This is a genomic window from Mariniradius saccharolyticus AK6 (assembly GCF_000330725.2).
Lineage (GTDB): Bacteria > Bacteroidota > Bacteroidia > Cytophagales > Cyclobacteriaceae > Mariniradius > Mariniradius saccharolyticus.
Map to the genome: position 1 here is coordinate 230,039 of NZ_AMZY02000003.1, position 13,876 is coordinate 243,914.

A 13,876-nucleotide genomic window follows, 5' to 3' on the forward strand; every position below is an offset into this window, starting at 1 on the left:
TTATTCGATTTTATCCTTACTCGCTAAGGGGGGTTATGATGATTTTACCATGTGCTATCAAAAAAATCGGTCATAAATCGAAGAATAGGCATTTTTTGCCTTTTGGAATCAGGAACAAAAGAAAAAAGGCCAAACCCGCTGTCACTGCCCCAACTCCAAAAGCCAAAGGGAAGTTCTCGGCCTTGTTGGAATGCACGATGGCTGAAAGGAACGCGCCGATGCCGATTCCCGATTCCAGTGCAATATACATCGTCGCCAAGGCCCTCCCCCGAAACCTGTCCAAAGATAGGTCTATCGTCCAAGCTGAGATAGTCGGCGAGTTCATCCCAACAGCAGCACCAAAAATCACCCCACCCAGTAAGAATGTCAGCTTCGAATCTGCAAACCCAATCATCAGCATGGAAACAACCATTGAAAAAGTAGCTACTTTCATTACCGGAATCCTGCCGTATTTGTCTGAAGTTCGTCCTGCTATGATGCGGATGCCGAGGGAGGAGAGCGTAAAGACGGCGAAAAACAATCCTTTGTTGGCAATGCCCAAATGCTCCGAAAAATCCGGCGTGATCGTCAACACGATCCCAAAAGAAAACACGGCGAGGAATAAAATCAACGAGGGAGTCAATACCCGTTTTTCGATGATTTCGTGGCGATTGAGACGGAGCAAGCCGGGCTGGAACGGTTTCTTGTCCGTAACGGTTTCCTTCAGCCTTACCAAAATCAATATTGAAAGTATGGAAGTTGCTGCCGAAGCATAGAACAAAGGCTGGATTCCCCAGATCGAACCGATATAGCCACCCAAGGCTGGACCTGCGGCCATTCCCAAAGAACCAAACAGCGATTGGATGCCCATGGCCTCACCTCGCCTTTGAAATGGAACTATGTCTGCTACATAGGCGGATGTCCCTGTCGGTGTGAAACCGGTACTAAACCCATGCAAAAACCTCAAGAACAAGAATCCAGATACCGTCGCGAGTACGGGATACAATAGACTGGAAAAAAAGGAAACCAAAGCACCGAAGACCATCACGGGAATCCGCCCGATTTTGTCGGCCAATTTGCCACTGAATGGTCGCGATAACCCTGCTGATACCGTAAAAAGCGCAATGATCAGCCCTTTGTACTCTTCTCCTCCCAACGACGACAGATAGGCGGGAAGCTCGGGGATAATCATATTGAAACTGGCGAAAAAAAGAAAAGAACTCAAACAGAGCAGCGCAAAGTCCAAAGTGAAAAAGCTGGGCAGGATGCGCATGTTTGAGTTCTTCCTTTAATTCAATCTGGTAGACCTGTCAATTTTGGTTGGCTTCTTCCTCACTCTGTGCCAGTAGGTATGCCTTAATGAAGTCGTTCAATTCTCCGTCCAGCACGCTTTGCACATCTGAAGTCTCGTAGCCGGTTCGGGCATCCTTGACAAGTTTGTAGGGATGGAGCACATAGTTGCGGATTTGCGAACCGAAGTCGATTTTCATTTTCGACGATTCGATCTTGGCCCGTTCTGCATTTCGTTTTTCCATTTCCATTTGATAAAGCCTCGATTTCAACATCTGCATGGCTTTTTCCCGATTGGCCAATTGGGAACGTTCTACCTGGCAAACGACAACGATGCCGGTGGGCTTGTGGGTCAGCTGCACCTTGGTCTCGACTTTGTTCACATTTTGGCCTCCAGCACCACCCGAACGGGAAGTATGGAAATCGATGTCCGCAGGATTGATGTTGATTTCTATGGTGTCGTCCACCTCAGGATACACATATACTGATGCGAATGACGTATGTCTTCTGCCATTGCTGTCAAACGGGGAAACACGTACCAAACGATGCACGCCGATTTCGGATTTCAAGAAACCGTAGGCCAATGGACCTTCGAATTCCAAGGTCACAGACTTGATACCAGCAACTTCACCTTCTTGGAAATCGACTTCCTTAACTTTGTAGCCGTTTTTCTCACCCCACATGATGTACATTCTCATGAGCATCGAAGCCCAATCGTTGCTTTCCGTGCCACCGGCACCGGGGTTGATTTCCATCACGGCGCTGAGTTGGTCTTCCTCACTACTGAGCATTTTTTTAAGCTCGAGTTCCTCCACTTCTTTAAGCGCCTTTTTGTATTCGGCCTTGATTTCCTCTTCGGTCACTTCCTCGGCGGAATAGAACTCAAACAGCACGTCCAAGTCTTGGATGGCCTTGTCCACGGATTCGTATGCAGTAGTCCAGCCTTTTCGGACTTGGATCTGTTTCATGATTTTCTCCGCTTCAGCAGCATCGTTCCAGAAATCCGGCTGCGAAGAAACCGCCTCCAAATCGTCTATTTCAGCTTTCTTCTTATCGTAGTCAAAGATACCTCCTCAAAGCCGAAACGCGGGCTTTCAAGTCTTTCAACTGTTCTGATGTCATAAAATGATTGATTTTTTTGAGGTGCAAAAGTCGGCAAAATTTGTTTCTAAACCTATTCCGAATCAATTCCCATAGAGAATCACCGCTTGGATTTTGTTTTTACCCTTGTGCTTGAATGTTTTGTATTGCATTTTGGAAATGACAAATCCTCCCACGATCAGTCCGCCGGAAAGCGGCAAGAGATCGCTCGCTTGGGAAAGGTCACCCTGCTGGTATAGACTGTTGATTGTGGTTGTGAGCAGCAAAATTGCCCCGGCACCCATCCCCAGGTAGGCCATGTTCCTGACGGTGGCGTTCCTTGGATCTTTATTCCTGATGTCAATGGCTGTGATGTCGGCAGGACGCAGTACATTTTCCTTCAATACCACCAAATCGGGCTGGATGTCCACAATTACGTCAGTGATGAGAAAGTCAAACTTTGTGGACTTGTAGCTGATCTCTTCCCCAATTTCAAAAGTCAGCCTTGACTTTTCCTTGGCACCATGCTGCAACAACAGGAATCTTTTCGATTCTTCTTGCGCAAACGTCCGCAGGCAGAAAAGGCAAAACGAAACCAACAACAGGAGCAAAGGCCGAACAGCAAGCGCCATGATTCTGGGATTTTTATTGGGAAGATGGGTGAATATAAAAAAGAAAAGGCCACCCAAAAGCGGATGGCCATGTAGATTTTCTAGACTTTTATGATCCAACCCCGCGAATCTTCCTCCCGTCCGTATTTGATATTGTCAAGCGTTTCCAAAACCCGGTACGAAAATGAATCGGCTGGCTTCGAAGGCAACCCATAGTCCGTACCGTAGATGTTGATCTTGTAAATCTGGGCGATCGTGGCGGCGGTTCCGGTCCCGAAAGCTTCTTGCAGGGTATTTTGCTGGATCGCTTTTTCCAATTCTTCCACGCTGAGGAATCGTTCTTCAACCTGCATTCCCCAATCCCGCGCAATCTTCAGCACAGAATCTCGTGTGATTCCTTTCAGGATTGTTCCGGTGTGCGTAGGCGCTGTAATGAGGGTATTGTTGATGATAAACATCACGTTCATGGTACCGCTTTCCTCGATGAATTGGTGGGTTTTGCCATCTGTCCACAGCAATTGCTCGTAACCTTGTCTCTGTGCCAAAAGGGCTGGATAGAGGGACGCAGCGTAGTTTCCGGCCGCTTTTGCAGCACCTGTACCTCCTTCAACTGCGCGGGTATAATGTTGTTCGACTTTCACTGCCACCGGCTTGGAATAGTAGTGTCCCACGGGGCAGGTGAAGATCATGAATTTGTATTTCTCAGATGGCTTCACGCCGATGTAGTCATCGGTTGCAAAGATGAAAGGACGAATGTAGAGCGAGTACCCAGGCTTATTTGGAATCCAATTCCGATCTAAATCCAACAATTGCAGCAGGCCTTCCATAAATATCTCCTCGGGAAGCTCGGGTATGCACATGCGTGCAGCAGATTCGTTGAGACGTTTTTGGTTGGCGTCAGCCCTGAACAGTAGGATTTCGCCGTTGTCGTTTTTGTATGCTTTCATTCCCTCAAAAATGGATTGGCCATAATGGAGGGTAGCGTTCGCAGGATTCAGGGAGAGCGGTGCGTAGGGCTCAATGCGGAGATCGGTCCACTCGCCATTCACATAATCGGCCACAAACATGTGGTCACTGATGACTTTGCCAAAAACCAAATTGTCAAAATCGGTTTCGTGGATTCTGGAATGGTCGGTCTTTTTGACCTCGATCTGTAAGGTTGTTTTCATGGTATTATAGTCTTGGCTTCCAAGTCACTTCTTCGACTCCCAAATCTTGGGCGATGAGACGACCAAGCACAAAAAGGTAATCAGAAAGCCTGTTTAAATATTTCACAATAATCTCGTCCACGTGTTCCGTTTCCATCAGATCGATGACACAGCGCTCGGTTCGTCTGCAAACGGTACGCGCGATGTGGCAAAAGGACACAATTTGATGGCCTCCGGGAAGAATAAAATGTCTCAAAGCCGGAAGTTGGGATTCCATGGTGTCGATTTCTTTTTCGAGCAATTCCAAATCCTCTTCGTGGAGGTCGGGCCGCCTCACATTCTCCTTGCCGGGCTCTGTAGCCAAAGTCGCCCCAATCGTGAACAGACGGTCCTGAACTTCCTTTAATACGGCCTCCCTTGGTTTGTTGATTTCTTGGTCGCGCAGCAAGCCAATGTAGCTGTTCAGCTCATCGACCGTCCCGTAGGCATCGATTCGTCTGTCAGATTTGGAAACACGTCTTCCTCCCAAAAGCGAGGTTTTTCCGGTATCGCCGGTTTTGGTATAAATTTTCATAAGAAAATGATCCCCTTGGATCCTTTTCAACGGGGTCGGTAAAAATAACACATAGGAGCCAAAATTCCTGCATGGATTATTCCACCGGAACCAAGGCCTTGCCGCGGGTCGGATTGGGGTTAAGTGTATCGGATTCGACAAGCCCGTCCCGAAGGCGTACCACGCGGTGTGCATAGTGCGCGATGTCGTCTTCGTGGGTTACCATGATGATGGTATTTCCTTTTTGGTGCAGCTCGTGGAAAAGCTCCATGATGCCGTGTGAAGTCTTGGAATCCAAGTTTCCGGTAGGTTCATCCGCCAGTATGATGCTGGGATTGTTGACCAAGGCCCGCGCTATGGCGACCCTTTGCCTTTGACCACCCGAAAGTTCGTTGGGTTTGTGGCCAACGCGGTCTGCAAGTCCCACGTTTTTCAACGCCTGAAAAGCCATTTCGGTACGGTCGGATTTGTTGTATCCCGCATAAATGAGCGGTAGGGCTACATTGTCCAGGCAACTTGCACGGGGCAACAGGTTGAAGGTCTGGAAAACGAAGCCGATTTCTTTGTTGCGGACCTCAGCCAATTCGTTTTCGGTCATGTCACTGACGTCCTTGCCGTTCAGGATATAGGTGCCCGTCGTGGGTGAGTCAAGGCAGCCAATGATATTCATCAGGGTGGATTTGCCGGACCCCGAAGGACCCATGAAAGCCACGTATTCACCTTTGTTGACGATGATGGATATGGATTTCAAGGCTTGAACCAGCTCTTCACCCATTCGGTAGGTTTTGCTGATGTTGATGGTTTCGATAATCTTTTTCATTCGAAATAAACGGTTGTTAAATAGTTGGTCCTCAAAAACAATATTTCCAAATTACGGAAAAAGTTATCATAAGTTTTCCATCTGAAGCCTTTCAATTTGTGAAATTGTCAGCCACCCCTGCATTTCCACCAAGACACTGCTGCCGTAGTTGTCCATGCCGATTTTCCTGCTTTGCTTCACAAACATGATCCAAAGCTTCGGGTCTTTGTTGAATTGGATGGCATCCTGCAGGATTTCATATTTCCGCAGTTCATCGGGCTCTTGGCTGATTTTCTTCATGACCAAAGGCGTCCAATAGGCATTTCTTTCCAAACCCAAATCCGGGCGAAATAGCTTGGCAATTTTCTCACCCGGGCTTTCGGCATTTTCATCCTTGACGAAAGCATACCATGCATCAAGATCGCTTTCCGTCCAGGTGGAATTCGGGGCGGTCATGATGAAGTTCTTTACCTTTCCAAAGTCAGCTTCACTCAGCCAATGCATTTTGTGCAGCAGGATCAAATAGGCGAATTCCGCCTTCAGGGTGGGGTTTTCGATCAGGTCAAAGCCTACCAGGAAATCCTCCGGCATTTGACGGTGAAGCATTGACAATATTTCAAAATAGCGCACCTTGTCGTTTGCTAGCAATTGCCCGGACTCATTCCATTGCATCCATTCGGGAAAAGGGATTCCAAGCTTCTCCTTGATTGCCAAAGCAAGTGGTGCTTTACCTGCGAAATACATCACCGCCAAATGTTGCGGCTGAAACGTCTGATATCCTTTTTGGAAAGCGATTTCCAAATCCACCGCTGCCTTCTCAAAATCGAGCTGTGAAATCAGCACATTTCCGGCGATGCCGTGATAGTATCCTGCTGACTGCGGAAACTGCTGCGAAATCCCGTTAAGGTATTTCAGGGATTCGTTGATATGGTTGTCAGCAAGGCTGCGAATCACCCTTGTCTCGCGGTATTCCAATTCCTCGAAGCTCATTTGCGGCTGCGCGATCAGACTATCCATCAAAGCCAAATCTGGTTCCAATGCACGGGAAGCATGGTTGGACCATTGGTTTCTGAGGAGTGAATTTTTCAATATTTGGTTGTCGGGAAGTGACTCCGTGTTAAGGTTGGTTTCACTGAGGTTTCCCTGTAGATTCTGTGTGGCAAGGTAATTTACCTGTGTCACCAAGTCCTTGGAAGGCCTTTCAATGATTTGGTCCAGCTTGCCATGCTTTGCCCGCAGCGCCAGCAGGTTTGCTTCTGCGGTGACATTGCGGGACTCCATGTTTTCCAACAGGCTGATCGCATCATCGGCTTTGCCGGCGCGGGATTGAAGCAAGGCGAGGTTGTTGATGAGATAGGGATTGTTTGGAAAAAACTTCAGTCCTTCCTGCAGGTAGAACATTGCGGCGGGAAGTTTTTCTTGTTGGAAGAGCTTGGACGCCAAGAACAGAATGTTCGGGACATTAGGCACAAAATCAAAGCTTTGTGTCAGGTTTTCCATGCCCAGGGAGGATTGATTCAACCCAAAGCGAAGGTGCGCGGCGGCGTTTTTTGCCTTGTCGTTTTTGCGATAGAGTTCCCAGGAGTTTTCGTAAAGGATCGCCGCTTCCAAGGGTTTTTCCACTTGATAGTAATAATCAGCGGCAATGTTCGTGTTGGCAGCGGAAAGCTGCACGCCGATGACGGCTTCCGCAAAAATGACCATCACCACCAGGCCCATGATTGCACCAATCCGCATGTGGAAATAGGCGAAGAACTTAGGCTTGAATAGGACCTTGTCTACGTCCTTTCCCGAATTGAGTACATCGGAGAAATTCGCAAACAGGTAAAGTGAGAACAGCACGCTCAACACGATCTGGGAATACAGGAAAATATGGGTCAAGAATTCGTACAAGGGCTGGTTGCCGTTGAATTGGGCATAAGCCCAGGTCCAAAGTACCATCGCAAACCCGGTCCAATAGAAGGCTTCCCCAATCGCAGGGTGGCCATAGGCTTGCGGGCTTTGCTCGATTTTCAACTTGATCACCCAATGCCCAATCACCCCACAAAACAACATCAACAAACCGGGCATTACGGTCGGGAAGGGGAGGTTGATGCTACCCATTTGGCTCAGGAGCGTGAACAATACCCAGAGGAAATAAAGAAAAGCTACCAAAAGGATATGCCAGGAAATTTTGATGCCGGTTCCTTTGTTCAAGCGGATAAGGAACACGCTGGTTCCCGCCACAAACACGTATCCGATATGCAGGAGAAAAAGCCCACCGCTGATGGCTGCTATGAAGGAAGCGTTTTCCGCCAACCAAAGCACGGGATCACTAATCGGGGAAAGGCTGATCAAAGTAAAAAGTGTGATTGCCGTAGTGACCAAAAGCAGGCCAAACCGACTCCAGATTCCCCATTGAACTGCATAGAAGGCGAGTGCTACGGTCGGTAGCAGCGTACCGGCCAACAGGCCGATCAGGGCATAATTGCTGGAGATGGCCCCGATATTGAGTCCATTGACCCCGCTGAAAGCAAACAAAAGCATCGTTGCTCCGGCTGCAGCAATGAAATAATTCCGCTTCAAGGTACTGATCAAACTCAGGCCAATGACAAAAATCAGCCATGCGATCGCTCCGTAGACTTTTCCAACGAGCGGAAATCTGGATGGACTCAGGGATTCAAATTGCTGAAAGACGAGGAAATTGTCCATGTCCACTGCAAACAACTCACCACCGAGTGATGATAGTTTGATGGGAACGCTGATGGCCTCCTTGAAAATTCCCGGGACAATTGGCATAATGTTGTCCCCCCAATAGAACACGGACCACAAAAAGCATAGGCCCCCGATGATTACCAAGGTAAGCAGAAGACCTTTCATCCAAATAAAATCCCGGGTAGTCGAAGACTGATTTGGCATTATTCGAGCACCTTTGGAACCCTGAAATAGTCAGCATCCCGCTGTGGGGCATTTTTGAGTCCAGCCTCATGGGAAAGATGCTCACCCGTCACGTCCTCCCGCATCACATTGACCTCGGAAGACATGGTGGTCAACGGCTCGACGCCGGTAGTGTCGACCTCGTTGAGTTGTTCCACCCAATCCAGGATTTGGGTCATGTCTTTTTTCATTTTATCGGCACTTTCGGCATCGAATTCCAGCCTGGCCAAATGCGAGATCTTCTTGATGGTATCTAAGTCAATTTTCATGGGATTTGACAGGAGTTTTGTCAGTTTCCAGCAGGTGGTTGTCAGACCAAATCTGGTTTTGTATGATTTCGTAGCACTTTTCCCTCAGTTCGGGCAAGTCTTTGTGCGTCATTCCCGTGGTTTCTAAAGGCTCATGGATGACGATTTTTCCAGCTTTGAAGTTGAGGAGTAGCCTGCCATCATCGGGTAAAATTAAATGATTGTAGGATAAGGTGACAGGAATCAGGGGGATTTGTTTGTCGATGGCCAGCGTGAAAGCGCCGTCCTTGAACCGGTTCATGTGGGGAGGTTTGCCGGTTGTAATTCCTCCCTCGGGAAAAATCACAATGCTGCTGCCCTTGTCGATGGCCCTTTTGGCACGGATGAGTACTTCGCCTCGGCTCTTGACGCTCGAGCGGTTGACGGCGATATGGAGTTTTTTGAAATAGTATCCAAACAGCGGCACTTTCATGATGGAGCTTTTGCCGACAAAGACCACATCTCCGGGGATAAAACCCATCATCGGAATGTCGATATAGGAAAAATGGTTGGCGGCAAATACATAGGCTTGGCCTTTGCGGATATGGGATTTCCCTTCGATACGAACGGGCTTGAAGATCAGGAAGAAATAGGCGGTGGCCCAGAATTGGTTGATTTGGCGCCCAAACCGTTCCCAACCAGGCACCCAAATACAGACCAATAACAAGGGGAACATGGCCAAAAATGAAACCACAAACAACAAGCCTGCATAGATGGTGTAGATTCTTCTCAGGATCAGCATAGGCTTATTGGTTGACCATATGGTTGGCGACTTTGACAAAATAGGCTATCAATGCTTCACGGATTTCGGTGTCCATGTCGATTTGGTCGATGCTGTTCAGCATGCAGTCCAGCCAGATGTTGCGCATATTCCCGTCGATGGGCCATTGGAAATGCCTGCGGCGCAGCATGGGATGGCCTCTTTGCTCCAGGTACGTATGCGGTCCTCCGAATACATGGCTCAGGAACCAAAACAGCCTTTCTTCTGCAGGAGCAAGGTCTTCCGGATAGAGCTTCCGCAGTTCGGGCTTCAGCCCGACATGTTGGTAAAAATGCCGGACCAAATCCCGCACCTTTTCTTCTCCCAAAGCTTCATAGATATTGACTTCCATCGCAAATTATCGGTGGCTGCAAAGGAAAGCAGAATCCCAAAAAATCAAAAGGCTATTGAAAATATCCTGTTCTATGGACGAGCGTTATTGTTGGAGTCCGAGGTATCAGGAGAGATCAAATAGGGTGTTTGTGTTGTTTTTTGATTTGTTCGACCCCGTTGGGGTCGTGGGGAATCGAATCCGGTCCGTTTTTCCCATGGGTTTCACCCATGGCTATTGAGAGGTTTGACCCTTTCAGGGTCATTTTTGGGGTTCGGAAATTGTGGAGCTGTATGTCCTCAAATTGAATAGTTTGACACTGCTCATGCAGGCAAGCCTTTCAGGGTCGGGTTTTTGATCTGAGTTTCTTAGCAACAAATGACCACGAAGTGGTCTAACCTTTCAATAGCCCCCGGTTGCACCGGGGGATTGGGGAACGTTCGCGGTATGGAAACAACCCCAACGGGGTTGAACGATTTCCGAAATCAGTCTTTACAGCAAATACTTCGGGTCAAACCCAATTTCATGTTCTTCCAACAAAGCCGTGTATTCATCCAAAAAGGTGACCTTTTGGTGATGATCTTCCTGATTTTTGATGTATTGGATCAATCGGTCTTTTGATTTGATTGATTCTGAAAAGGCGCCGTATCCGTCTTGCCAGCCTTTGAAACTTGGAAAAACCGCCTCTCTCATGATGAAATCGCTGCTAGCCAGCTTGATGTCCTTGACCAAGGCTGCAATTGAAATGGTAGTATTGACATGGGTTAGAATATGGATATGGTCCTGCATGCAATTGATCCGATAGAGATGGCAGTTTTTGTTGGTGAGCAGATGGTGAATAAAAGCCAAAAGTCTTTTTTTCTCAGAAAGGACAATAGTGGGTTCCCGGTTCTTCGTGGCAAAAACGATGTGGTAGATTAATTGGGAGTAGGTGCTCACAGCTTATTGTATTCGGATGACTGACAGCATGGAATTTAGTCTTTTTTTAGAATGTATCAAATAGTTCGACCCCTTTGGGGTCGTTGGGATCGGAACGGTGTGATGCGTTCCACGGGCGGCGGCAGGTGGCTATTGAGAGGTTCGACCCTTTTAGGGTCATTCTTACCTTTACCGCCTTGTTTCGATCAATGATGACGGAGTGGTCCAACTTTTCTATACCTGTCCGCGGTGGCGTGGCCCCCGGTGGTTTTGAAAATTATTGGGATGGGGGAACGTGAAATTCAATGGGATGGCACCAACCCAGTCCACACACCCAATTCCACGCTCCTTGATGCCAAAAAACACTCAGAAACTCTTCCCAATCGAAAGCTTAAATCCTCTATTGAATTCGGTACTGCTATCCGACGTGATATTCGTGAGACCATGTTCATAGGTGAGCTGTACATTGAATCCCAACCCCATATTCACCCCTAACCCGACAATACCTGCTAGATCGAAAGTATTGTAAGAATCCCTGAGGACTTCCCTTTCATCGACTATTTTGTCGCCGTTTGACCGGATCACTCGAACGGAATTTAACAAGAATGAGGGTTGCGCGCCAAACAGTAGAAAGACTGACTTTGAAGCGTTGTATTTGACCAAAAGAGGGATATCCAAATAGCTGTTTCTACTTCTTGCCGAGGCTGGTAGGCCAACAAAACTGATTTCTGAGCCCTTGGTAGACCATTGTAGTCCCGGCTCGAAAGTGAATTTTCCCTCCATCGGGACTTGATAGTATCCCCCAATATGGTATCCCACTACAAAAGCATTGGGTTCGAAACTATCCCCACCCACCGTAGTGAAGCTCGGGCCAAACCTCAGGCCAAATTGCGGGGATTGCGCCTCTGCTGCTGCGATTAGGATGATGCAAAGGAAAATAGCAATCGAAAATCTCTTTATCATCTCAGATATATTTTAGCTGTACGCCTAAAGTAATTGGTTTCGGTTGAAAAAAAAATGGATGTTCTTGATTCGTAACTTTGGGTCCTGATTCAAAGTGCAGATTTTTTTTTCAATTTTTTCCCCGAATAATCACCGCACAGGAGCATTCAAACAGTTGGGTAGCATAAGTAAAAATGGCAGGGCTTTTTCATATTTCAAATCGGGATATTCCAAACCCAATGCCCTGATGTTGTTATAATAGGTTTGGTGGTGCAGGTAGTACATCTTTTCAATTTGCAAATACCATGCTTTTTGCCCCAACTTCTCTGCCAAAAACCATTTTTCGATCAAGCGGGCACAGCGGCCATTGCCATCATTCCAGGGATGGATTTTGACAAACACCAAGTGGATCATGGACGCGTAATAAAACACTTCCTCGATTTCCATAGGCTTGTCCAACAGCAAAGCAATGTCCTCAAAAAAACGGCTCATTTCGCTTTCCACCTGTTGAGGCGGTGCGGCGACATATTCGATGCGTCCATCATCCGTGGCAACATACCTGTTTTGTTTGCGGTATTTTCCCTGCCAAGCGGATGCTAGGAGATGCCTGCCCAATAAACGGTGCGCTTCCTTGACGTTTTTTTCATTCAAGGGATTGTCTTGGGCAAATAGGTATGCACCATACAAGTCGTCTATTTTCTTGGTGTAATCGGGCTGAAAAGCTATGCCCTCCCTTTTATGCTTGATATAGCTGTCCAACTCAATGGCCTCTCCCTCGATTTTGCTGCTGAAGACCGATGCCACCGATATATAAAAGCTGAAATTCGGGGTCGACAATGCCGCATCCTCCAAGCTTTCGAAAGCCTGGCGCATTCCACTTGGCAGCTCCCCAAGATAAGCATCCAACAAAACGGGGGTTATGATCTTCAAATCCATTTGGGTAGTGTTTGAAAAGGAGTGGGGGAGTGGTGAGTTGGCTTGTCTTAATCTCCTTTTTCTTATTTAAAACGAACTATAAATTCCACGAAATTGAACTGCGGAATTATAAATCCTTCCAAGTCAAGGATATGGAAATTTTACTTGATATTTAGAAATCTCAAAATGTAATCTCTACTTTTTCCTTCTGGAAGATGGAAAATTCGAAATTCGTTTTTCGTATTTACAGTAAATTCCAAAATACTTGGATCTAATTTTTCCACACTGACGACATAGATGAAAAAGAAACCATTTATTGTAAATAGGTAGGCCGATTGGTTTTGAAATTCAAATTTTCTTGGTGGCCCATTTATACTTTTTAAGTTTAACTCCTTATCATGAGGCATGTAAATTAAAATCGGAAACTCGTTATTTTTTCCAGGATTTTGTTCAAAAAGCATTTTTCTCAGAATCTCCTCATAAGGTCCAAGGGAAACCTCCTTAAAAAAAGGGCGAGATGAAATACTAGCCCTCCACAGGATACTAAGTAGGAACAACTTGAATTTTCTATAGTCAACATTTTTAATTATCGTATACACCGAGCCTTGTGGGTTGTGAACATTTCTAATCTCTGGCGACGATTTTTTTGAAGCAAATCCAGCATAGAAGACCTTGTGGCCATATTTGTCTAAGCCACCCAATACATTATTATCACATTCACTACATAGTATTCCTTTGTCGAACTCTCCAGTAAAGATTTTTTTTGGTTTCTCTATTCCAGATCTAAGCTCCAAGTTCGAAGTTTGAATTAGGGAGTTATTCTCATCCATTACTGCCCTAAAAAAAGAATTGGGAATTACATGTGATTTGTTCAACAATTCCCTCTCCTGATTGCAAAGCTTACACTTGCCAATTTTCATTTTCCACCCCCTTCCACTACCCCCACGCCCTCCTTCATCCACCCATCCAATACGAAAGCCCATTTCGAATAGGTGATTGCATTTGATGAATTCGGCTTTGGACTGTATTGACATATGCTCAATGGATGGGGAAATAACTGGTTCTCGATAGCTTGAAGATAATCAAAAAATCGAATTGCGTTTGAATTGGAGGTTTTGGACTTGGAATTGCAGTGGGCGTTATTGAAAACCATTGAAGTGGTTTTGGGAATCGGGTTTTATCGTCCTGCATAGCCCACGGTTTAAACCGTGGCTTATGGACGGGAGCACTGAATGGATTTATCCATTTTTTCAAATTTTCGCGGTATTAGATTCAAAACACTCGAATTCCGATTTGGTCTCAAGCCAATTTCTTATGGCGGTCAAGTCCTGAAATAAGTTGACACAA

14 protein-coding genes are annotated in these 13,876 nt (G+C 46.6%); all 14 read right to left on the minus strand.

All coding sequences use genetic code 11. The features are described from left to right. Window positions 1-70 precede the first annotated feature (70 nt). The 14 genes from C943_RS02270 to C943_RS02340 all read right to left on the minus strand — a co-directional run bounded on the left by C943_RS02270 (window position 71) and on the right by C943_RS02340 (window position 13,512). Window positions 71-1,252, minus strand: a complete 1,182-nt coding sequence (locus C943_RS02270) for an MFS transporter (RefSeq protein WP_008623770.1) — start codon at window positions 1,250-1,252, stop codon at window positions 71-73. A 37-nt stretch (window positions 1,253-1,289) separates the two neighbouring features. After that, window positions 1,290-2,391 (minus strand): peptide chain release factor 2 gene (gene prfB / locus C943_RS02275; RefSeq protein ID WP_157198396.1). Its coding sequence is split into 2 segments (ribosomal slippage): window positions 1,290-2,330 and window positions 2,332-2,391, totalling 1,101 coding nucleotides; the frame shifts between segments, so codons are not numbered across the junction. Between the two features lie 62 nt (window positions 2,392-2,453). Continuing rightward, the gene (locus C943_RS02280; RefSeq protein WP_081610438.1) at window positions 2,454-2,981 is read right to left on the minus strand and encodes a hypothetical protein; all 528 of its coding nucleotides are present in this window, start codon (window positions 2,979-2,981) and stop codon (window positions 2,454-2,456) included. Between the two features lie 80 nt (window positions 2,982-3,061). Then, window positions 3,062-4,129: a branched-chain amino acid aminotransferase gene (locus C943_RS02285; protein WP_008623775.1), complete on the minus strand. Its 1,068-nt coding sequence runs from the start codon at window positions 4,127-4,129 to the stop codon at window positions 3,062-3,064. Between the two features lie 4 nt (window positions 4,130-4,133). Continuing rightward, window positions 4,134-4,682 (minus strand): cob(I)yrinic acid a,c-diamide adenosyltransferase, encoded by a 549-nt coding sequence (locus C943_RS02290; protein ID WP_008623776.1) that lies wholly within the window; start codon window positions 4,680-4,682, stop codon window positions 4,134-4,136. Between the two features lie 76 nt (window positions 4,683-4,758). Next, a complete protein-coding gene (locus tag C943_RS02295; protein WP_008623777.1) occupies window positions 4,759-5,481 on the minus strand; it encodes an ABC transporter ATP-binding protein in 723 nt (240 codons plus the stop codon). 66 nt (window positions 5,482-5,547) lie between these two features. Further along, complete coding sequence (locus C943_RS02300; RefSeq protein ID WP_245545498.1) at window positions 5,548-8,319, minus strand: hypothetical protein; 2,772 nt, start codon at window positions 8,317-8,319, stop codon at window positions 5,548-5,550. Between the two features lie 38 nt (window positions 8,320-8,357). Beyond that, on the minus strand, window positions 8,358-8,645 hold the full coding sequence (gene gatC, locus C943_RS02305; RefSeq protein ID WP_008623779.1) for an Asp-tRNA(Asn)/Glu-tRNA(Gln) amidotransferase subunit GatC: 288 nt from the start codon (window positions 8,643-8,645) through the stop codon (window positions 8,358-8,360). Then, window positions 8,635-9,405 carry a lysophospholipid acyltransferase family protein gene (locus C943_RS02310; protein WP_008623780.1) on the minus strand — a complete coding sequence of 257 codons (771 nt, stop codon included), beginning with the start codon at window positions 9,403-9,405 and terminating at the stop codon, window positions 8,635-8,637. The genes gatC and C943_RS02310 overlap by 11 nt, the downstream gene beginning before the upstream one ends. Window positions 9,406-9,409: 4 nt before the next feature. After that, a complete protein-coding gene (locus C943_RS02315; RefSeq protein ID WP_008623781.1) occupies window positions 9,410-9,775 on the minus strand; it encodes a globin domain-containing protein in 366 nt (121 codons plus the stop codon). Between the two features lie 471 nt (window positions 9,776-10,246). Continuing rightward, window positions 10,247-10,693, minus strand: coding sequence for an IS200/IS605 family transposase (gene tnpA, locus C943_RS02325; protein ID WP_040478698.1), 447 nt, complete (start codon window positions 10,691-10,693; stop codon window positions 10,247-10,249). Window positions 10,694-11,038: 345 nt separating this feature from the next. Continuing rightward, window positions 11,039-11,635: a porin family protein gene (locus tag C943_RS02330; protein WP_008623787.1), complete on the minus strand. Its 597-nt coding sequence runs from the start codon at window positions 11,633-11,635 to the stop codon at window positions 11,039-11,041. 129 nt (window positions 11,636-11,764) lie between these two features. Further along, window positions 11,765-12,550 carry a Fic family protein gene (locus C943_RS02335; protein ID WP_008623788.1) on the minus strand — a complete coding sequence of 262 codons (786 nt, stop codon included), beginning with the start codon at window positions 12,548-12,550 and terminating at the stop codon, window positions 11,765-11,767. Between the two features lie 140 nt (window positions 12,551-12,690). After that, complete coding sequence (locus C943_RS02340; protein ID WP_211208854.1) at window positions 12,691-13,512, minus strand: hypothetical protein; 822 nt, start codon at window positions 13,510-13,512, stop codon at window positions 12,691-12,693. Between the last annotated feature and the right edge of the window lie 364 nt (window positions 13,513-13,876).